General features: G+C 29.3%; 20 protein-coding genes. 7 read left to right on the plus strand and 13 right to left on the minus strand.

All coding sequences use genetic code 11. The features are described 5' to 3' along the window. Positions 1–128: 128 nt before the first annotated feature. From ACM39_RS12595 to ACM39_RS12620, 6 genes are all read left to right on the plus strand, one after another. Positions 129–2,441, plus strand: coding sequence for an ATP-binding protein (locus ACM39_RS12595; protein WP_048511398.1), 2,313 nt, complete (start codon positions 129–131; stop codon positions 2,439–2,441). Next, positions 2,428–3,552 (plus strand): hypothetical protein, encoded by a 1,125-nt coding sequence (locus ACM39_RS12600; RefSeq protein ID WP_048511399.1) that lies wholly within the window; start codon positions 2,428–2,430, stop codon positions 3,550–3,552. Before ACM39_RS12595 ends, ACM39_RS12600 begins: the two co-directional genes overlap by 14 nt. Beyond that, on the plus strand, positions 3,542–4,333 hold the full coding sequence (locus ACM39_RS12605) for a hypothetical protein (RefSeq protein WP_048511400.1): 792 nt from the start codon (positions 3,542–3,544) through the stop codon (positions 4,331–4,333). The genes ACM39_RS12600 and ACM39_RS12605 overlap by 11 nt, the downstream gene beginning before the upstream one ends. After that, positions 4,333–6,198, plus strand: a complete 1,866-nt coding sequence (locus ACM39_RS12610) for an Eco57I restriction-modification methylase domain-containing protein (protein ID WP_165585118.1) — start codon at positions 4,333–4,335, stop codon at positions 6,196–6,198. The genes ACM39_RS12605 and ACM39_RS12610 overlap by 1 nt, the downstream gene beginning before the upstream one ends. Positions 6,199–6,907: 709 nt before the next feature. Beyond that, positions 6,908–9,277 (plus strand): restriction endonuclease, encoded by a 2,370-nt coding sequence (locus ACM39_RS12615; RefSeq protein WP_048511401.1) that lies wholly within the window; start codon positions 6,908–6,910, stop codon positions 9,275–9,277. Between the two features lie 689 nt (positions 9,278–9,966). After that, positions 9,967–11,157, plus strand: coding sequence for a DUF4861 family protein (locus ACM39_RS12620; RefSeq protein ID WP_053073329.1), 1,191 nt, complete (start codon positions 9,967–9,969; stop codon positions 11,155–11,157). Positions 11,158–11,398: 241 nt separating this feature from the next. On the opposite strand, the gene ACM39_RS12625 is transcribed toward ACM39_RS12620, so the two are convergent. The 12 genes from ACM39_RS12625 to ACM39_RS12680 form a co-directional block, all read right to left on the minus strand. Then, positions 11,399–12,283, minus strand: coding sequence for a thiopeptide-type bacteriocin biosynthesis protein (locus ACM39_RS12625; RefSeq protein ID WP_048511402.1), 885 nt, complete (start codon positions 12,281–12,283; stop codon positions 11,399–11,401). A gap of 2 nt (positions 12,284–12,285) precedes the next feature. After that, a complete protein-coding gene (locus ACM39_RS12630) occupies positions 12,286–14,520 on the minus strand; it encodes a lantibiotic dehydratase family protein (RefSeq protein WP_048511403.1) in 2,235 nt (744 codons plus the stop codon). Between the two features lie 19 nt (positions 14,521–14,539). Next, the gene (locus tag ACM39_RS12635; protein ID WP_048511404.1) at positions 14,540–15,784 is read right to left on the minus strand and encodes a lanthionine synthetase LanC family protein; all 1,245 of its coding nucleotides are present in this window, start codon (positions 15,782–15,784) and stop codon (positions 14,540–14,542) included. Positions 15,785–15,858: 74 nt separating this feature from the next. Next, positions 15,859–16,086, minus strand: coding sequence for a class I lanthipeptide (locus ACM39_RS12640; RefSeq protein WP_048511405.1), 228 nt, complete (start codon positions 16,084–16,086; stop codon positions 15,859–15,861). Then, positions 16,074–16,304 carry a class I lanthipeptide gene (locus ACM39_RS12645; RefSeq protein WP_048511406.1) on the minus strand — a complete coding sequence of 77 codons (231 nt, stop codon included), beginning with the start codon at positions 16,302–16,304 and terminating at the stop codon, positions 16,074–16,076. The genes ACM39_RS12640 and ACM39_RS12645 overlap by 13 nt, the downstream gene beginning before the upstream one ends. Positions 16,305–16,336: 32 nt before the next feature. Then, the gene (locus ACM39_RS12650; RefSeq protein WP_048511407.1) at positions 16,337–16,564 is read right to left on the minus strand and encodes a class I lanthipeptide; all 228 of its coding nucleotides are present in this window, start codon (positions 16,562–16,564) and stop codon (positions 16,337–16,339) included. Positions 16,565–16,585: 21 nt separating this feature from the next. Then, the gene (locus ACM39_RS12655) at positions 16,586–16,768 is read right to left on the minus strand and encodes a class I lanthipeptide (RefSeq protein WP_048511408.1); all 183 of its coding nucleotides are present in this window, start codon (positions 16,766–16,768) and stop codon (positions 16,586–16,588) included. A gap of 29 nt (positions 16,769–16,797) precedes the next feature. Then, positions 16,798–17,019 carry a class I lanthipeptide gene (locus tag ACM39_RS12660; RefSeq protein WP_048511409.1) on the minus strand — a complete coding sequence of 74 codons (222 nt, stop codon included), beginning with the start codon at positions 17,017–17,019 and terminating at the stop codon, positions 16,798–16,800. 52 nt (positions 17,020–17,071) lie between these two features. Then, positions 17,072–17,293, minus strand: coding sequence for a class I lanthipeptide (locus ACM39_RS12665; RefSeq protein WP_048511410.1), 222 nt, complete (start codon positions 17,291–17,293; stop codon positions 17,072–17,074). A 66-nt stretch (positions 17,294–17,359) separates the two neighbouring features. Beyond that, positions 17,360–17,584: a hypothetical protein gene (locus tag ACM39_RS12670; protein ID WP_048511411.1), complete on the minus strand. Its 225-nt coding sequence runs from the start codon at positions 17,582–17,584 to the stop codon at positions 17,360–17,362. Between the two features lie 46 nt (positions 17,585–17,630). Next, positions 17,631–18,452 (minus strand): GLPGLI family protein, encoded by an 822-nt coding sequence (locus ACM39_RS12675; protein WP_048511412.1) that lies wholly within the window; start codon positions 18,450–18,452, stop codon positions 17,631–17,633. 6 nt (positions 18,453–18,458) lie between these two features. Next, positions 18,459–19,616, minus strand: a complete 1,158-nt coding sequence (locus ACM39_RS12680; protein ID WP_048511413.1) for a hypothetical protein — start codon at positions 19,614–19,616, stop codon at positions 18,459–18,461. 455 nt (positions 19,617–20,071) lie between these two features. Here ACM39_RS12680 and ACM39_RS12685 point away from each other — a divergent pair, with 455 nt between their 5' ends. Further along, complete coding sequence (locus tag ACM39_RS12685; protein WP_048511414.1) at positions 20,072–20,722, plus strand: hypothetical protein; 651 nt, start codon at positions 20,072–20,074, stop codon at positions 20,720–20,722. Positions 20,723–20,971: 249 nt separating this feature from the next. Here the strand turns inward: ACM39_RS12685 and deoD are convergent, their stop codons facing one another. Next, positions 20,972–21,682: a purine-nucleoside phosphorylase gene (gene deoD / locus ACM39_RS12690; protein ID WP_048511415.1), complete on the minus strand. Its 711-nt coding sequence runs from the start codon at positions 21,680–21,682 to the stop codon at positions 20,972–20,974. Between the last annotated feature and the right edge of the window lie 259 nt (positions 21,683–21,941).

The raw sequence follows: 21,941 nt of genomic DNA on the forward strand, positions 1-21,941 counted from the left end.
TTCTGAAATAGGATTTCAATTATTACTAATAAAAAAGAGATTTTTTCACATTATGTTCTCTAACTTGGAACTTACTTTTGTAATTAAAAATACTTTTTTTAACTTACATTTGTGTACAAAGATATGTAATGTCTGAAAAAATAGAAATTCAAAAAAAATTACAAGATGTAATTATTAATGATCCTGATAATATAGATTTAATTCTCAGTCTATCAAGAGACTTAGCGTTATTAGATGAAAATAATGCTCGTTTTTTGGTAGATGCGGGTGTTATAGATAGATTAGGAAAAGAATTAGTAGCTAGACACGAAACCGCAGTTTCTGAGCTTGTAAAAAACTCATTTGATGCTGATTCTACATTTTCTAGAATATATTTTAATGATGTTGATGATTATGGAGGGCAATTAATCATAGACGATGACGGTAATGGTATGTCCAGAGAACAACTATTAAATGGTTTTATGAGAATTTCATCTACTGAGAAGATTCATGAGCCTTTATCTCCAATTTATAACAGGAGTCGTGCTGGTAGAAAGGGAATCGGAAGATTTGCTACACAGCGACTTGGAAGTACTTTAACTATAATTACTCAAACAGTTGATTCTCCTAGAGCAATAAAATTAAAAATTGAATGGGATAATTATAGTATAGATAAAGATCTTATGTCTATCTCAAATTCTTTGGAATTTATTGAAAAAACAAAAACAAAAGGAACCACTTTAATAATTGATGATTTAAGAGATTGGTGGTCAGAAGCGATGATTAAAAGAGTATATAGATACACTCTTGATATTATTCAACCCTTTCCGATTTCAAATATTGAAAGTTTAAATTCTGAAAGTGATAATGAAACAGTTAAGGATCCAGGTTTTACTATTAGTTGTTTTAAAGACTCAAATGTAATTGCTGATACACAATCCATGTTCTATGACCATGCTACAGCAGAAATCATAGGAGGAGTGGATGAATACAATATGGGATATTGGAAGATTATTGATAGTAAAATATCAGAAGTTACTACATCTTCAAATCAATTTATTAGTAAGGATGATAATATTGATAATGTTCCATATAAATTTTTAAAAGGAGTAAACCTGAAAGCTTACTATTATATATACAATGTTGGCTTAATTCCAAAACAAGTTGAGACATATATTGATAGTAAAAAAGGAGGGATAAAGATTTACAGAAATGGCTTTAGAGTTTTGCCGTACGGTGAAGAGGATAATGATTGGGTAACACTGGATGAATCCGTAAGAACTAGAAGATATTTATTTGTACATGGTAACCATAATTTTTTTGGATTTGTTGAAATTAAAGGAGATAACCCAAATTTTATTGAGTTATCAAGTCGTGAAGGATTTTTGAATAATGAAGCATATCAAGAATTAGTAGATTTTACATATAAATGTCTTACTTCAGCAGTTAGAAGAATAGCATCAGAAAGAGGGATTAAAGAAACTACTGATCAAAAAGATTGGGATAGAAAATATTCTAGGACTGCAAAACAAGCAGTTGAAGAAGCAGTTGAAATACTTGAGGATTTTGCTAATGAATTTGAAAAAGAAAATTCTGATGGTTTTACATTCAATGATGACGAGACAAAAGAGAAGAATAGAGAAAAAGCTAATAAAGCAAGGGAAAAAGCTGAAGAGTTACGTCATGCTCTAGAGTTTATCGATGAAATAAATATGTTAAGGGTTCTTGCTGGTTTAGGAGTGGTAATTGGTGAATTTACTCATGAAATATTTCAATATTTGACACCTTTTGAGATAGATACTCAGTTTTTACTTAATAATTTACCCATCGACAGTATAGAGTATCAAAAGGCAAAAAACTTAAAAGAAAGATTTCAATCATTTAGAGTCTATGCATCTTATTTTGATGAAACAATTTCACAAAATGTTAATCGGGAGCTTAAAGTTATAGAATTAAGAAGTGTTATCAATCCGTTTTTTAAAACTTTAGAAAATGATTTATTGCGTAATAATATCATAGTAGATATAAATTATTTAGATATAGAATTGTATACATGTAAAATGCATGCTTCTGAGTGGGCATCAATTCTATTTAATCTTTATAGTAATTCAAAAAAAGCAATGAGCAGGGGTAGAGTTATTAATAAGAAAATTAAAATAAATGCTGGTAAATTAGAAGAAAATAAGCTTTTTATTGAATTTTTAGATAATGGTGATGGAATTCCAGTCGAAAATAGAGAGAAAATTTTTGACGCTTTTTTCACAACATCGAGTCCTAGAAGTAAATCAAATATGGCAAATGAACTAAGCGGTACGGGATTAGGACTAAAAATCGTTAAAGATATTATTGAAAGCTATCAAGGAGAAATAATAGTTGAAAACCCAGAAGAAGATTACTCTACTAATATAAGAATAGAAATACCAACAGCAAAAAAAGAAGATATACCAAATGACTACTTTTAAAATTTTATATATAGATGACGATAAAGATGAAAAACTTAAGATAGATCCTATTGTTGAGTCTTTAACTTCTCAAGCTCTTATTGAGATTGAATTAAGTTATCCCGAAGTATTAGAGGGGTACGTTGAAAAAATAAAAACAGATTTTCCAGATATAGATGCTTGTCTTATTGATTTAAGACTAAATGAAAATTTAAAAGGAAGAGATAATTATGCTTCATATCCGGCACAAGTTTTAGCTGCTGCAATAAGAACTTATCAAAGTGGAAAAGATGCAAAATTCAAAGAATTTCCAATAATTTTGATTTCTTCTGATGAAAAAAAGAAAGATTTCTATGATACGGATATTTCATCTCATGATTTATTTGATTTTTTTATTTCTAAAAACGATTTAGCCTATAAGGGGAAGTATTATGAGAAAATGATCTTTTCAATTACTTCTGCTTATAAAGAAATTGAAAAATCTAAAAAAGTCTATGAACTTCTAAATATTGAAAAAGAGGAATTCAAAACACTTAATTTTTACCATAATTTTGATGATAATTTGATTTCAATTATATCTCAATATATCTACAATGAAATTATAGGAAAAGATGGAATTTTAATTTGCAAAGAAACTCTTTTTGCTCGATTAGGAATTGATATTAATGATTCAGGAGGCTTAGATGTATTATTTAAAAGTATAGATGAATCTTGTAAGTATGATGGTATTTTCAGTGATAGTAATGAAAGATGGTGGGCTCAAAAAGTTATTTATTGGTGGGAGGATACATTTCCAGAAGCTAAGAGTTTAATTATCTTAAATGCTGAAGAACGGTTAAGTATAATTAAAGAAAAATTTGATCTTAAAGATGCTGCAGTTGCCAAACCAATAGATGATTGGATGAGTAGTAAGTTTTGGACTATATGTCAAATTTTGAAAAAGCCAATGGATACAAGAGATGGTTTGTTGATTTTGAATAATTTACAAAATTGGCAAGATAAATCTTATGCTTCAATTAAAGGAATTTTGGAAAGTGACTTTCCGAAACTAGGATTAAAGTTACATCCGATAGAAAAAGATAGATTTAATGAGTTGAAAAAAAAATATCAGTCTGAGTCATATGGAAATTGATGAGAAGCATATTAAAATACGAAAAGAATTGGCTAAGGATATAAGGACACTATCAAACGTTTTATATAGCTATTTCCCTACAGCGTCATTAGGAAATTTAGAAGCAGCAATAACCTTTTTATCTTCAAATAGAGCTGTTGTGCTTGATAAAGTTGCTCGTGCTGAATATTGGGGATATAATGTCAAAGAAGTTTGCTTTAAGTTAGATAAATTCCCAGAAAAAAGGCATCCAAAGGATATTGAAAACTTAGAATTGATTCTAGATTTTGAATTAGTTGGGAATTGTGATGATATTGACTCTTTAAAAGATCCATTTTTGTGGTTAATTTTTGACATAAAAATTAAAGGGATTTATGATAAAAAAGATTTCTTCACTTCTTATCACTTAGATAGACATTTATATAAAGCTGGAGATATGATGCCAGTAGAGCCACATCCTTTTTATCATTTTCAATATGGAGGAAAACATATTTTAGATGATAATAAAACTGTAGACTCTGGCAAATTAATAATTTTTGAGTCCCCTAGAATTGCTCATTACCCTATGGAACTTATATTAGGCATTGATTATATTCTATCTCATTTCTTCCCAGATAAGAGAATTGCCATTTTGAAAAGCGAACAAGAGTATGTAAATCTTATAGAAAAATATCAAGCTCGAATCCTTAAACCATATTATCATACAATATCAAGTACTTGGAACTATGATCATAATTCTTTAAATATTGGGAATCATTGGACTCCATCTTTTTTATGTCCTCAATTAATAATTAATTCATAGTGAAACTTTATAAAGAAATTCTAAATTTTATAGGTAAATATTCATTCAATGAGTCATTGGTTAATAGATTAATAGTATCAACTTTTTGTCAATTAAACTTAATCTCTGTTAAGAATAATATTTTAATTAAAAGTTTACTAATCGATGAGAGAGATGCTGAAGAATATCAGAAACTTTTAGATTTAATAGACTTATTTAATGGTGAAGATCAACACTGTGATTTCGAACTATTAATAACATTATTTGAATTTGTAATATCTCCATCAGATAAAATTGTTAATGGAGCTATATACACTCCATCAAATATTAGACAATTTATAATAAACTCATCGTTAAAGAATGAGGATTTATCAAAAAAAACTTTTTGTGATGTAGCTTGTGGCTGTGGAGGTTTTTTATTTGATGTTGCTAAAATACTGTATAGCTCAGGTATAAAATTCAAAAGTATCTACGAAAAGAATTTGTTTGGTATAGATGTGGAGAAGTATAGTATCTATAGGACTAAAATCTTACTTTGTTTATTAGCAATAGCAAATGGAGAAGATGAAGATGAGTTTAGTTTTAACTTTTATGTTGGGAACTCTTTATCGTTTAATTGGCAAGAATCCTCAGATGTTTTTAGAAGAATAGGGGGATTTGATTATATCTTTAGTAATCCACCATATGTAGGTTCAGTAAATATTGATGAGGATTCTAAAGCATTATTGAAGAACTGGTCCGTTGCATCTACTGGCAAAGCAGATTTATATATACCTTTTTTTGAATTAGGATTGAAATGGTTGAATGAAAACGGTTCTTTAGGATATATTACAGTAAATACATTTTATAAAAGCTTAAATGGAAGAGCTTTGAGAAACTATTTTTCTGCAAAGAAATATTCTTTTAAGATTATAGATTTTGGCTCAGAGCAAATATTTAATAACAGATTAACATATACTTGTATTTGTTTAATCGAGAAAAAAAAAGGAGAGATTTTATATACTAAGTCTAAATTAGATAATTTATCTAAACTGTCTGATAACAGTTTTTATTCAATTAATTATGAACAATTAAATGATAAAGATGGTTGGTTATTGGACAACTATGTTACTCAGGCAAACATTCGAAAGATTGAAAATATTGGTGATAGTTTAGGGAATTTATTTAATATCAGGAATGGCTTCGCTACTTTAAAAAATGATGTATTTTTATTTAAACCAATAGGCGAAAACGAAACGCATTATAGCTTTGTTAAAGATGAAGTTGAGTATGTTGTTGAAAAGGCTGTGTGTAGAGATGCAATAAAACCGAATGTGTTAAAAAAAGAAGAAGAAATACCTATTTTAAGAGAGAAGATTATTTTTCCGTATAAAATTGATTCTGAATTTAATACTGTTAGTGTTATCCCAAAATCTGAATTCGAAGAAAAATATCCCAACACATATTTCTATTTGTCTAATTACAAATTAGAATTAGATTTAAGAGATAAAGGGCAAAGAAATTATCCAGAATGGTTTTCATTTGGAAGAACACAAGCTTTAAATATAAGAGGTAAGAAATTATTGTTTCCTTATATTTCTAATATGCCATACTTTGTTTATACAGATGACGAAGACTTAATGTTTTATAATGGTTATGCAATTATTTCAGATTCATTTGAGGACTTAATGTTTCTAAAAAAAATATTGTCTTCAGATATATTTTGGTATTATATTAAAAATACTAGTAAGCCGTATTCAAATGATTATTTCTCTTTAGCTAAGAATTATGTTAAAAATTTTGGAATTCCTTTTTTTAATGAGAAGGAAAGAAAGAAACTAATAAAGTTAAAATCTAAAAAAGCAATAAATTCCTTCTTAGAAAAGAAATATGATTTTTACCTTTAACTGATGTGAAAAAATGAAAAAGCTATAAGTTTTAATTTTATCAAATTGCTAATAACGCTTAAACCCATCTACATCCACAGCGCTCCATACAACTCCAATATTTTTATTGATAGTTGATATAAAGTAAATATAACTCCATCTAATACCACATAAATACACGGGGGACATTACAGGTGGGACCACTTTTTAAATCAAGCACTTACAGAAATGTTGGTGCTTTTTTTGTGCTTTATTCTCTATTTCAGGATATTGTAATATTGTCTTAATTATAAAAAATTGATGATTTTAAGTAGTTAAGTATTGGTGTAAGTGGTTATTATGGAATTTTAGAAAAGCTTTGTATAATAAAAAGGAGGGACAGATTATGTAGAAAATGTTTTGCTAATTTGAGTAGACTTAAATAGAGATTTATTTATAATTAAGAGTTCACTGGTTGTGATACTACTTTTCTGTAAACCTGCATAAAACAAGAAGTAGTATACTTTCTGTATCGAAAAGTAATGATGAGCAGCAACATCAGGATTAATTGCATTTGTAGCTAAAATATTTACAACAAGACATTGTCCCTTTAACTGATATATTATGATCTATTTTAAATTTTGCATTAGATATTTTTACGCCGAATCTCTTATTGAAATCATTGGTATACATATACTATAATTGAATGAAATAATTATTTGTAAATTAACATACTCTAAATAAATAGGCAATGTTGCAATATGATTTAAATATTTTTTCTCCAAAAGAATTCGAAGAATTCAGTAGAGATCTTTTGCAGGCAAAGTTGGGAGTATTTATCGAGTCTTTTACAGCAGGCAAAGATGAAGGGATTGATTTTAAATTTTCGGCGGAAAAAGGAGACGTTATCATTCAGTCAAAACGAAATAAAAATTTTAGTTTGTTGTTGAGAAATCTAAAAAAAGAAGTGCCTAAGATTGAAAAGTTAGCTCCTCAATCCTATATAATAACAACAAGCGTTGGATTAACCCCTAAAAATAAAAAAGTAATAAAAGACCTCTTTACTCCATATATTAAATCTACAGAAGATATATATGGTAAGGATGATTTGTTAAATATTCTTGCGCAAAATGAGAAGATTGAAGAAAAATATTATAAACTGTGGATTGGAAGTACGAGAATATTAAAAAAAGTACTACAGAGTAAACCTTATTATTCATCTTTTGAGTTAAAAGATTTACATAGTAAAATAAAACTATATGTTCAAAATGAGAGTTTCTTTATATCTTTAAAGATACTAAGAGAACATCAGTACATTATTATTTCTGGGATACCTGGAATTGGGAAAACAACATTAGCAGAAGTTTTGATTTACCATTATCTTTCTTTTGACTATGAACCAGTCTATCTAAATGGTGGTATAAGTGACGAATATCTTTATCTAAATGATAACAAAAAACAAATATTTTGGTTCGATGATTTTTTAGGGAAAAATTTTTTTGATAATAAAAACGGAGTGAGAGATGTTGAAATCATCATCAAATTTATCAAAGAAATCAGAAAGGCTCCAAATAAGCTTTTAATTTTAACAACGAGAGAAAATGTACTAAACCAAGCTAAGGAAATTCATGAAATATTCAAGATAGAAAATATTGAAGCAGCGAAGAGTATAATTGATATATCCATTTACACAAGATTAATTAGGGCAAAAATTTTATATAACCATCTATTTCATGGAGGGGTACATCAGGAGTACCTTAATAACCTTATTGAAAATGAAAATTATGAGGTATTGATTAATCATGTTAATTATAATCCCAGAATCATAGAAACAATTATCAAGCAAAAAATATGGAATAGTTGTCCACCTAGTAATTTTTTTAAAGTTACCAAAAGCTTTTTCGACAATCCTCAAAGTGTTTGGTTACACAGCTTTGAAAATACTATAAACAGGTTTTCTCAATACACACTTTTGATATTATTTACTCTCCCAAGCCCTGTATTAATTGATGATCTTGAGACAGCAACAGAATCTTTTTTCTTGAATAATCTAATATTAGGAATAAATTATGACCCTATTCAATTTTTAAAATCCATCAGGGAATTAGAAAATACATTTATAAATGTGGTAATGGGTTTAGAATCAAGGCCTAATGTGCTAAGAGAACAAAATGGAATAGAGGGATGGGATACAAGAGATCCCAATATAGATATAGAAGGAAAAATTTTTATTAAATATCAAAATCCCTCTATTTATGATTTTCTCTTTAATTATTTATTCAACAAAGAAAAACTCATAGGGTATTTAGTAAATTCTTTAATTTTTATTGAACAATTTTATACTTCATTTTCAGGCCAAAAGACCAATGGAAAAATTGGTTTGAACCAAATACTTATTAATAAGATAGCAGCGAGACTATTGCAAATAGAAATCAATTTAAACTCCTGTAAGGTAAATATGATAAATATTGATCACATACAGCATACATACCAGAATAATAAGCCTTTTTATATATTTCTGAATTATTTATATAATCATTTTTCTAGTCATAATAAAGATATAGAAGGATTTATCTATAGAAATTTTAGGACTGAATTAAGGGTGGGAGAAGGTGTTTATAGTTCTGCTTATATAGATTTATTAGGAAAACTTGATTTGACACGTTTTAAAGTCAATGAAGATAAAATATTTGACAATTTTCTAAATCACAGCTTTGACGTTACTGATCTAAATTTAAGTTCGTTTGAAAAATTTGAATTAATCTTTCCATATAAATATCAGCAATTTATTAAATCAAACCGTTTTTCAAATGTAATTAATAAAAAAGTAACAGAAGCGTTGAGAATTTATGTTGGTGGCGTGATATTTGTTAATAAAGTTCGGGATTATAAGATTAAGTTAGAATATATTACAAAAAAGTTTTCAATAAATTTAGAAGAATACCTAGAAAAAGTAAATAGCACGCTTGATAATATTTATTCTTCAGAAATACATTACAATGAAGATGATGTTGATATTGAGGAAGAAATAGAAAGAATTCAAGAAGAAGAAATAAAAATAAAACAAGAAATTAAAGACGAAATGATGATAACCGACCTGTTCAACAGCTTACGAGAATAATTTTAAATACTATTTATTTAACATTCTTCGTTAGTAAATACATAATAATCAGCCTGTAATTTTGATTTCTGCTGTGGTGGTAAAATTAACAGATAGAATAAAAATCCAACAAAAGATATTCTTTTATATCTTATTTATTATAATTTAAAGTATTTTTAATAAAGTTATATAAACTACTTGTGGTTTGATATAACCTCAATATGCAAAATTTTACATGTTGTGATTAAGAAGCACAATTTGCCTTAACACGCTTAAAACCATCTACATCCATAGCACTCCATGCAATTCCAATATTTTTTAAAGAGCTGATATAAAGTAAATATAACTCTATCTGATGCTACACAAATACACGGGGGGACATTATAGGTGGGACCACCTTTACTATCAAGCACTTACAGTAATGTAAGTGTTTTTTTATTGTTGACTACAGCAATACTGCAACATTTTATTATTTTTTGAACAATGAATGATATTTTTATCTCATAAAAGTACATAATTCATCATATTTGATATAGACAACATATTCAAACGAGTCCCGAAAAATTATACGAAGGTCCCCTTTACTATAAGAAATATAAGTAAAAGATAATATTGCTATGATTTGGATAATGAAAATGATTATATTTAATAAACGAAAACAAATAGTTAATACCTTAATTACTTTTTTAATTTGGAAAAACAGCACTGCTATGTTTAATAATAAAAATTTACTATTAGGATTGATGGGTACAGTCGAATGCATTATCGGTATTAATTCTTTAAAAGCACAGAACTCAATTCAGGTTCAAAATAAATTGGATTTTTCAAGAAGTGAAATAGTTTCTGTTCCCGTTTCGGATTTAAAATTATTTCTAAAGAAAAATAAAGAATCAGATTTTCGAATAAAAGATGAAAATAATAAATTCATTACCATTCAATGGATAGATTATGATGGTGACGGAAAAGGAGATGAATTGCTTTTTCAGGTAAATATTGAGGCAAAAAAAACAAATACTTACAAAATAATTGCAGACGGAAAAACGCCGATCCCTGAGGCTAAAGTTTCAACCTATTCAAGGTTAGTTCCTGAAAGAGTAGATGATTATGCTTGGGAAAATGATAAAGTTGCATTCCGTGTTTATGGTCCGAAAGGTCAGAAGGAAGCTCAGGAAGGTATTAAAAGCAGTACACTCTCCAGCGGAGTTGATATTTGGCTGAAAAGAACCGATCAGCCTGTTATTAATAAATGGTATAAAGGTTATCTTACGGATCCGATGTTTTACCACAAAGATACGAGAGGAGAAGGCTATGATCCTTATCACGTCGGAGATAGCCGTGGAACTGGAGGAACTGGAATTTGGGTAAATGAGAAACTCCAGGTTTCAAAGAATTTTATTAGTTCTAAAACTATTGCAGAAGGTCCTTTGAGAACGATTTTTGAATTAACGTATTTTCCCTGGAGTGATTTTAAGGTACAGGAAATAAAAAGAGTCTCTCTGGATATTGGTTCCAATTTCTCGAAATTTGAATCTAATTTCACATCACACAGCCCGGCTCCCAATTTTACCATCGGAATCAGTTTGCATAAAAATGAAGGATTGACAAAACTTAATGACAGAAAGGGCTATTATCTTCATTGGGAAAAGATCGATGATGCTTTTGTAGGGGAAGGTGTGGTTATAAATCCGAATGTTGTTGAAAAATCTATTTCCCACAGAACGGAAACTCCTGACCAGAGTAATTTATTAATTATTACGAAACCACAAACTAAACTGACTTATTATGCAGGATTTGCATGGCAAAAAAGCGGGCAGATTCAGACTCAGGATGATTGGGAAAAGATGTTGGAAAAGCAGTCGCAAATTATAGCCAATCCATTGGTTCTTACTATTGTTAAATAAACAATGATGGGTTTAAAAATCATGCAACGTTAATCATGTAACAATTTTAAAATTTAGATTAAAATTTGCTTAAATGAAAATGTAAGCAAAGTGGAAAATTCCGGACGATCGATTGCGTTTATGGAAAACAACAACAATACCATTGAAAAGCAGATATATTCTCTACTCTATTTTCAATGGTATTGTTGTTGTTTTGATCATAAAGATCAATCTTTCAAAGATTTTTATAAAAAAGATTAAACTAAGAGTTGGCTGGTATTCTAGCTTGATTTTCAATTGCTATCCTAGATTTATAGTATCTAAATAAAAAATCATAACATACCATTTCGTGGGCACGGTTTTTAGATTTAAATAACCTATTCATAAGCATATGGATATGGCTGGCTAAAAAACTATTGATATCAACAGTCAAAGAATCAGATTGATATAAGTCTATAATCTCTTTTGCTAAATCAGTTATAGAATCGCTTTTTTTCTCAATCAGACTATATATATTATCTGGATTTTTTTCTTCAAAGATATCAGAAATTTCTTGCCTGTGGAATCTGAATTTATCACTTAAACTATTGTTAAATGTTTTTGACTTGCCAAATTCATTTTTAAAACCATTGCTTAGATTTTCCATGAATGATTTTTTTTCAGATAAATTATAATTAAACAAATCTAAAAAAGAATCCATTGCTTTTAAACCAAAAAGCCATCTTAAATTTTCATCTTTAAAATAGGTAAGATAATTAGTTATCATAATACTATCCTGGAAGAAAATTTTCTCGGAAATTTCCATGGTATTATAACCATATCTTTCAACTTCTCTATTGTAAGTGTCTAATTGGACTTTCCAGACAATAGCATCTTCCGCTAATGGTTCTAGAATTTCGTGCATTCCAACAATTACAGCTCCTATCATAGAAATATCTGTGCATTTGAATCTGACTCTAATATGGAATTTAGGATCATTGTAGCGAATAAAAAACCATTCAGATATTATATTATTCAGAATTAATTTCTCAGTAAAAGGTTTTATATATTCAGTAAGCACTTCATCTGCAGATTTTGTCCCCAGATATATTTTATAATAAATCCACTCACCTCCAATTATATTATATGTTTTAATATTTTTTGTCATCTTTAATTCTTATAAAATGAAATGATAGCTTCGTTAGAATAATTTTTACCGGATTCATCTTTTACAAGCTGATTGTCATCAGTAAAAATAAATTCAGTTAACTTCATATTTTGTCTTTTTCTGATAGTCTCAACAAACATTTCAACCGAGGTAAGGTTTTGTAAATTTATTAATAACTCATTATCTCCATCACTTAAAAGAAATAGATCCGGCAAAGAGTGATTTTGTCTAAAAGTATTTATTCCTTCTTGTAAATTGTTTTTGTCTTTTCCGTCAATTAACGGCTTTACATCATTCGCGTTAAGATTCCAGGTTGCGTAGGATAAAATGATGTTTTTATATTCAATTCTTGGAATTGCTTTGTATAGGTTATCGAAATTGCTTACATCTAAATAAACTCCGGGAATTACATTGTTACTCTGCATGTCACTTAAGAAGTGATAGATTGGCAGGGCATTGTTGTTAGAATAATTATGAGCATTGGTAAGCCTTGGAATAATTTCTTTATTATGCTTTTTCGAGCGTAAAAATATTTTGTTACCTCTTACCGAAATCATAATATCTTCGATATTTATTTGGTGTTCCGATGATTTTATTGAGCGAGCTAAATAAGGAATTTCATATTTTCTAAAATCAGGTCTTGACAGGATATTTCCGACTCTGGCTTCAGGGAGGTGAATAATTTCTGCAATTATTTTATTAGGATTGCTTTTATATTCAAAATCAATTATTTCATTTACAAGATTATCAATATTATGATCACTATGACTAAATCTAGCTAATAAATTAGCACCACTTCCACCGCCGCCGCCATTGAATTTTAATTTTGTCTGCCCGTTTTCCTTTACCATTTCTACAAAAAAAGATAATGTATCCGGTAAACTTTCCAATGTAGTTTCCGGTAAAAAGGAGAAGTCTTTATCTTCTATTTTTATTACAGAGAGATTTTTTTCTTTAGCCTTGATTATTTTTTGTTGAATGATATCATCTACGATTGTCCACTTGATTTCCCTTGCTTCTTTTATATCCCTGTTAGGTTGGGTGATAAATAAGCCATCTAATAATGGGTTTTCATCATTAGATTCCATATTTCTTCCGTATCCAATTCCAATTTCAGGATCTAAAACTTTGGAAATAGGCATTTCATGTTCTTCATATCTTTCATAAAATGCTTCTCTGAATTGGTCTAAGTAAGTTTTTGGTTTTAGTTTTCTTATTTTATTGAGTAGGTTGATTACAGCTTCAATTTCTTTTACAAATTTCCTGTCAATTTTGTTGGACTTAGTAGTAATCACTAAATCACATTGAAATAAAAATTTTAAATCAAAAGGAATATTTTTTTTGCTTACAATATCACTAATATCGATATACTTTTCAATTTTGTTGCCGATATTAGAGTCCAATATTTTCAATTTTTTATCTAATAATTCAATAAAAGCAATATTTTCATTATCAGCACCAAATTTTGATTTTAAAACTTTAGTAATTTGATTTGAAAACTCAGGACCAGAAACAGAAGGTTCCAGTTCACTGATTAATATCTGGTTTTCTATTAATTCATTTACAAATTCTTCAGCATCTTCTTTATCAATTTCGTCTGCAACGAGCATATCTACAATTTCATGGATATATACTCCATTTTTAGACATTGAAATTATATCATCAAGATATTCTGAAGCATCTACTGCTACAATATCATGGAATCTATTGTTGTTTTTGTAATGATATTCTATATATCTTACTTTGTCTCGAATTTTGTAGATGCTTGAATTTGGATAAAATTTTAATTTATTTTTTATTTCCTCATCTTTCAACAGCTCATAAGATAAGGAAACAACATAATTCATATCTAATCTCGTATGACGATTATAATTGCTAATATTATCCAATAAAATGTCTGTCTCATCTGCAAATTCACCCACTGCACATCCTGCAAATAAGCCATAAGGCGTACATCTGGAACTCATTCGGGAAAGATATTTTAGAATGCTGTATTTTAATTTTGATTTCTTTTGAACATCAGTAATTTCATTATTTATCCATCTGTCAATTTGTGTAGATAGGGAAGGAGATGCTAAAAATATTGCCTCACGTACTGTAGAATCCTGACATATTTCCATTATTCTTTCATCAGAAATTATTTCTGAAGAGGTTGTTAATTCTTTAAAAAAATCTAATGGAAGAATAGGGGTTCTTAAAACAAATTTTTCAAACGGGCTATATTTTACTTTCTTCATAATTGATTATAATATTATCTTAGTTTAATAGGAAAATAGAATCCCATGTAAGAGAAGGGTCGTTAAGCTGTTTATCAATTAAAAAAGTTCCAATGCCTGCAATACCATCTAATAAACCGATAGCATTTGAAGTCTCATTATCCCCCAAATGTTTTATGTAACCAGCTAATCCTTCAGGTTTGTTAGCAAGTAAAAGGGTATCATTTGAAAATTTATTGTATAGGTGTAAAAACCTCTCATCATTAGTTACTGAATACCATTTTTTATGATAATAAGCGACACTAATAGTTCCATGACAGAATCCGGCATCACAATCTTCACCATTTAACAAAGCTGAGTGCATGGTTTCTCTTTTTAAAGTGGAATATGCTATATTTTTTGATTCTTCAATCAAATCTTCATTATTTAAAGTTTTTCCTGCCTTATAAAGACCATAAGCAACTGACTGGTCTCCATAACACCATCCTAAATGTATATTGTAAAAAGCTGTTTTCTTACTAATAGCTATACTAGGAAACATACAAAAGCCATCTTTATCATCATTTTTGAATAATAAAACAGTTTTAACACTTGCTTCTAAACCTTGCTTAATTTTATTATTCGAAGGATAGATTTCAAGAAACTTTGAAAATAAAATTATAAAAGAAGTATGACCATGAGCCAGACCAACATTTGTTTTGTGAAGTCCTTCCTGGATGGTATCAATATCTTTTACTTTTAATGCCTCCGAATAATCCCACTGTGCTATTTCAGATACTTTTTCAAAGACTGTTGTTAATTTTTCAATGTCAATTCCTTTGTTTATTCTTTCTAAAAGATAATATGAAATCCCGGTTATGCCATGTAAAAAATCAATTTGATCAAGTTTATGGGAATCATTTATCTCATCAATATAGGAAAGAAAATGGTCAACAGAATCAATAAGTATATCATCTATAACTTCAAGACCTTCAGAAAAGTCAATATTTTGAATTTCGTTTGTATTTTCTAGATAATTCAGCATGAAACCTATTCCAGCAATTCCAAGACAGTAAGTAGGTCCTATATTTACATCATCATCATTTAGCCGTTCAAATATAAAATTGATTACCTCTTCTATTTTTTGTAAATATTCCGGCTGATTTTTATATTTATAAAGCATATAATAAAATATAGGTATGCCACCTATTCCTGTAAACAAGGATAGATCTGAAACAAAAGGTTTTTTATCCCATATTTCATTTATTGTATTTTCAATATCTAGTATTTTCTTTTCTATGGTCATATATAAAATTATTTAAGTATATAAGCTCTATATTACATAGAGCTTATAATTTAAAAAATAAAGTGTGAAAACTTTTAAGGATTAGGGTATAATCCTTCTAGGGGATCAACACATTTATTATTTGTTTTCGAAGGTCCATCGCCTCCGTTAGTACACCAGCAACAAGTGAAATCATTCCATGAGCTACTGTCAGAGCCTCCTCCCTGGATACCTGCGGATTGTTCTTTTGTTAGCTGAGTGATTTTTTGTTTGTTTAATGATAATTTTTTCTTCTTCATAATATTTTTTATTAGCAGTTCCATAGTACTTCAGAAGGTGCAGAACCTGGCATAGGATCTGGGCATTTGTTTGTACTTTTTGAAGGTCCATCCCCTCCGTTTGTACACAAGCAACATGTAAAGTCATTCCATGAGCTGCTACCTGAACCTCCGGCTATTAAACCTCCTTGTACAGAAGCTGATTGATCTGCTGTTAATTTTGTGATTTTTTGCTTGTTTAGTGTTAGTTTTTTCTTTTTCATAGTAAACAGTTTTATTTTTTATTTATATTATTTTAGCAGTTCCATAAAACCTCAGATGGTGCTGAAGCCGGCATAGTATCTTCACATTTATTTGCACTTTTGGAAGGTCCGTCACCACCATTAGTACATACGCAACATGTAAAGTTATTCCAAGAACTACTGGCAGAGCCACCAGCTAAACCTCCTTGGATAGAAGCTGATTGATCTGAAGTAAGTTTTGTGATTTTTTGTTTGTTTAATGTTAATTTTTTCTTTTTCATAGTTGTAATAAATATTTATTATTAATCAAGCCCTTCCCAAGGCTCCATGCAAACTTTTGTTTTTGATTGTCCAGCGGTACACAGGCAACATGTAAAATCATGATTACTGCTATTTTGAGAACCCGCACCTTGTATTCCGGCAGATTGCTCTTTTGTCAATTTTGTAATTTTCTCTTTGTTTAATGATAACTTTTTCTTTGTCATAATGATTTATTTGTGGTAAAAAAATGTTTTTATTCTAGACCGTCACATCTAAAACATTCGGATTGTCTACAAGTATTCCAAGAATCTTTAGTTCCGCCGCCTCCACCTGTACACCAGCAGCAAGTAAAATCATTATTTGAACTGTTAACAGAACCAGCAAGTTCTAGCTTACCACCTTGGATTTGTGATGCTTGTTCGTTAGAAAGATTTACAATTTTCTGTTTGTTTAATGTTAATTTTTTCTTTTTCATAAGTTTAATTTGAGGTTATGTTTGTTTATAATATTTGATTATTAACTGATTACTAGCGTTGTGTTAAAGTGCAATTACTAGCGATTGATACAGGTTCTGGATCTAAGCATTTATCTGAGTTCGAGTTTCCGCCAGTACACCAGCAGCAAGTAAAACCATTGTTGGTGCTCGCTCCAGTTCCTGCTGCAGCCAAACCACCTTGAATCGAACCAGATTGCTCAGCCGATAGTTTTGTAATCTTCTGTTTGTTTAATGATAATTTTTTCTTTTTCATGAGATTAATTTTTGAGATTAATATTTATATACCGTAAGTCAGTTGTAAAATCTTTTTAATGAAAAATTAGCACCAGATTGAAGTACAAATTGTATCTACTGAAGGGCTAGGATCAAAGCATCTTTCTTCCTTGGAATTAGGTGCGGTACAAAAGCAACATGTAAAGTCATGATTAGTGCTTCCTTGAGAACCAACACCGGGAAGTATTTTACCGCCTTGTATCTCTAATGCCTTTTTACCGGACAGACTTACAATCTTCTCTTTGTTTAATGATAGTTTTTTCTTTTTCATAGTATAAATTTTAGAGTTTTTAAATTTTGTGGGTTATAAGTTATTTTTAATACTGAATAGCTTTAGTAAGATCAATAGGATTGTTATATTTCTTTATATTGTTTCGTAATCGCTCATTTATTTCTCGCATATTTGATGGGTTTACTTTTGTACCGTCATTAAGAAAAAATTGATCATTATTTGAAGACCCAACACTATTTTTTATAAAACTTACAGGGGAATCATAGTATTTGAGTTTTGTATTTTTATATTTTTCCCAAGTAACAGAAGCAGACATTTGTTTAGACATTTGAATAAATTGATTCTGTACTTTTTTTTCTTTCTTTTCAGATTTTACAAGCTGGATTTTATAATTTCCTTTATCATCAAAAACCTCAATTATTAACCCAGGTAGCCCATGAAATTTATAAGGACCTTCCTGAAAAGGAATTTCAGTAGTAAACCAAACTGTCCAATTTCGTCCTCCCCAATGGGTTGTTGCTTTCTGTAAGGTTAAATCTTTAATTTTTTTCTTCTCATCTGTAAGCTTCCATATCTGGGAATCTGTAGTTTGTAATTTGAGTACGGTATTTTCAATTAAATCATATTCGCTATAATCATTGCTTCCTGTTTTATGAGAAACAATAGTGGAGGTATTCAGCTTTGTATTCTTTGGAAAAGGAATATCATTGATGATAAGGGAATCTGCAACAAAGAAATCTCGGGTATAATATTCAACTTCATTTGGTGAGATATCCAGATGATAATTTTCTTTAGTTAAAACATCAGATAAAGAGTCCTTCTTATATTCTACATCATAAATGAATCTATGAACCTGAGAATTAATATATGTACTAAAAAAAACAAAAGCTATGATTATATATTTCATTATAAATTATTTTTGATCGATAAAATCCTGTTCTTCTTTTGATAAAAGTATTTTGCTGTCTTTTTGCTCTTGGTTGGGGATGTTTTCCCATAAGCTTTTTTTGAAATCTATTTTGTTTTCAAAACCTTTGCTATCTGTTTCGTCGAATGTTTGAAAAATAATTTCTCGTTCAAATGTTTTAACGCTTTTTATATTGTCATAGGTGATATAGCAATCTCCCTTCATATTAGCCTGTGAAGGAATATATTTTTTATTTTTTTTGTAAAAATCAAAAACGACAACACCATCTCCGGGCTTGAAATCATATTCAAGGCCATCTTTTGTCTGTTTTTTATAAGAAGGCCATTTACTTTGTTCATAATTAAGCTCATAATGAAGGATGACTTTGTCTAAGGTATTGTAGATTATTATTCCCGAGACATTGATTCCACTGGGTGATGATGCTTTAAATTGTATTGTTTGCTCATCTCCATTTTCACTAATCACATTTGCAGAATACTTGATGTCTTTGCTTTCAAGATAGCTTGTAAACCTTCTCAATTCATAATTGAAAAAAATATTACCTACAAAATCTTTTGATTGGTCTAATGAAGAACCTTGTATTATATTATTTTCTGCTTCTTTTGATTTAAAATATCTAATATTATTAAGCTCAATCTGTACAAATTCATCATAATTTTCCTGCAGAGTGTTTTTGTAGTTGTACATATTTGATTTTGACCAAAGTTTTGCTTCTGCCAACATCAATAATGAAAGATTTCCATCACTAGTATTTTTTTGCCTGTAAATGATATTATAAAGAGATGGTTTGTCAAAGTATCTTTTCCTGTAATTTTTAAAAACATCAATGACTATATTTTTTATATTGACATTAATAATTTTCACTTCTTCAATCTCTTTATATAATGGTTTTAATTCTATTACAGGATCAATATGAGTTATTTTTTTACTTTCATATCCGGAATTGAAAATTTCAATAGCAGATATCTGGTTGGGAATCAATACCATTCCGTCTTCATTAGTATATAAAACTTCATTAGCTAATATTAATCTTGCATTTGGGATAGGTGATTTATCTTGAGCGTCTACAATCTTTATTTTTTGTAGTGATTGAGATGATAAAATTTGAAAGAAAAGAAAGAACAAAACTGTATACAACTTCATTTTTTTACATTTTATAAATATGCTTTAGGAGAAAGAATTAGTTTCCTGAAACAAACTTACAAGAGTGCTTCGTTAGAAAAAAGCAAAAGAAGTATAGATATATAAAAATAATCTATAAATTTATAAATTTATATTATTTAATTATCTGAATTATAAATTGTTATGTTTGTTTTTTGCTTTTGATTTTTAATCACTTTAAAATGAGAAAATATTTGTTTGGAGTTCTAATAAAAAGAAATATTTCAGCAGGAAATAATTTTTAAATTCTTTATTTTTGAATAGTAATCATAGAAAATACAAGAGATGATTCTTTGTTTGGAGTAAAAACAGGCCGAAAAATTAAAACTAAAAGTTCAGTATATAGAATATTGAATGCAGAAGAAGCTTCTTAATCTTATTTGGTAATTTAATTGTTGACGAAAAGTTTTCTATTAATCTTGTAAAATATTTTAAAAATGAATTTGTTAGAAAGATATATCCCATTATTTTCTGACGCCTGGAAAGAGAAATATCATGCAGCGTTGACGAAAGAACATTTAGAACATATTAGTGAAAATCTTCAAAATTTCCGGAATAAAATTTCAGATTGGGAGTTGCCTTATTTTAATGAAGAGATAAAAATCGACAGAATTAAAAGTTTTAATGGGTTCATTTCTGTTTTTCAAAGTGAAGAATCAGAAATAATTAAAGCTCAGAGATTAGAAGAAATTCCGTTTGAGCATTGGCTGGATATTTTAGGACAAAGATTAACGGCAGCAAGTATTCGTGATGAAAGGGCAATCCCGCCTTTGCAACATATTTTAATTGAGGCTTGTGAGAAATCTTTTAATGAAGAAATAACCGTCGCGCAAAGAGCTTGGGAAAAGCATGTTGGAAGAATAGATGATCAATTTTGGGGTGAACTAAAAGGAAATAATAAACAGAAACAGCAGGAGGTAATGAAGAAAATCAGTTACATTTTGGAAAATAAAACATGGTGGAATGTTTTCTTTCACTATAAACATGAGCTTGTTTTTGAAGTTCGGGAAAAAAATGGCCACGGGATTCGCTGGAATCACGGGGGAAAGCAATTGATAGGCTTTCTTGAGGATTTTATTAATGGATAAAATAGTAACGTAAAAAGATTGCGTACTTGTTTTTCATTTTTGTGGATTAATATTTTAAAATGAATACATTTATTGATATTGGGATCAATTTGGCCAATAAACAATTTAACGATGAACACGATGAAATAATCAATCGAGCTATGGAGTTTTTTCGGAATATAAAAAAGAGCTTTACAAATAATATAAAGCTCTTTTTTTATGCAAATCTGCAAAATTTATTTTTTTTGATTAGTTTATTCGCTTCTCGGCTTATAGACTTTTCAAGGCTGATTCCAAAGCCAGTTCCATCATTGGTTTCAATGCTTTTTCTCTTTCGTCAGCTGAAATTTTTTCGTGAGTGGGAATAATATCTGTTACAGTAAGAATTGTCGCGGCATTTTTTCCTAAATATTGAGCATTGGCAAATAATCCAAACGCCTCCATTTCTACAGCCGGACAGTTATATTTTGTAGCAATGGCAGGAACTGCCGGATCTTTTCTGTAGAAAATATCACTGCTGTGAACGTTGATTGCTTTAGTTTTTAAAGATAATTCGGCTGCAGTTTGGCTGATGGTATTGAAGATATTTCCTTGATGAGAAAGAATTTCATCCTCAATTTCCCATGCATATTTTGCATAAGTACTTTCACTTGCAGCATTTTCAACATTTAAAATATCGAAAAGCTGTAAATCCGTATTATAAGCACCACAAGTTCCGATTCTGATAATCGTTTCCACTTCATATTCTGTAAACAGTTCGAAAGAATAAATTCCGATACTTGGAAAACCCATTCCACTCGCTCCTACAGAAATTTCTTTTCCTTTATAAAGACCTGTATAATAGAAAATTCCTCTTGTTTTGCTTACCAATTTTATATTTTCCAAAAAGTTTTCGGCAATATATTGTGCACGAAGCGGATCTCCCGGTTGCAACAAAACTTTAGCAATTTCTCCTTTTTTTGCACTGATGTGAATACTCATAATTTTTATTTGAATGTGCAAAGATAATAACTTTTTGACTCATAACGTCACTGTGGAAAGCAGAGCTATGAAGCGAGTTCAATTACTCATCGCCTTGTCATTGATTACTTATTTTCAGGAGCTATATCCCGCTTTCCGTTGCAATCTTTTTTTTCAAAAAAGGATTTCCACTACAATCGGGGCTAGAGTTTCTGTCATTATTTTAGAAACCTGACAATAGTAATCAAGCTTGTCATTCCGTAGGAATCTGGAGTAGCAT

The organism is Chryseobacterium sp. FH2, assembly GCF_001045455.1.
Classification (GTDB): Bacteria; Bacteroidota; Bacteroidia; order Flavobacteriales; family Weeksellaceae; genus Chryseobacterium.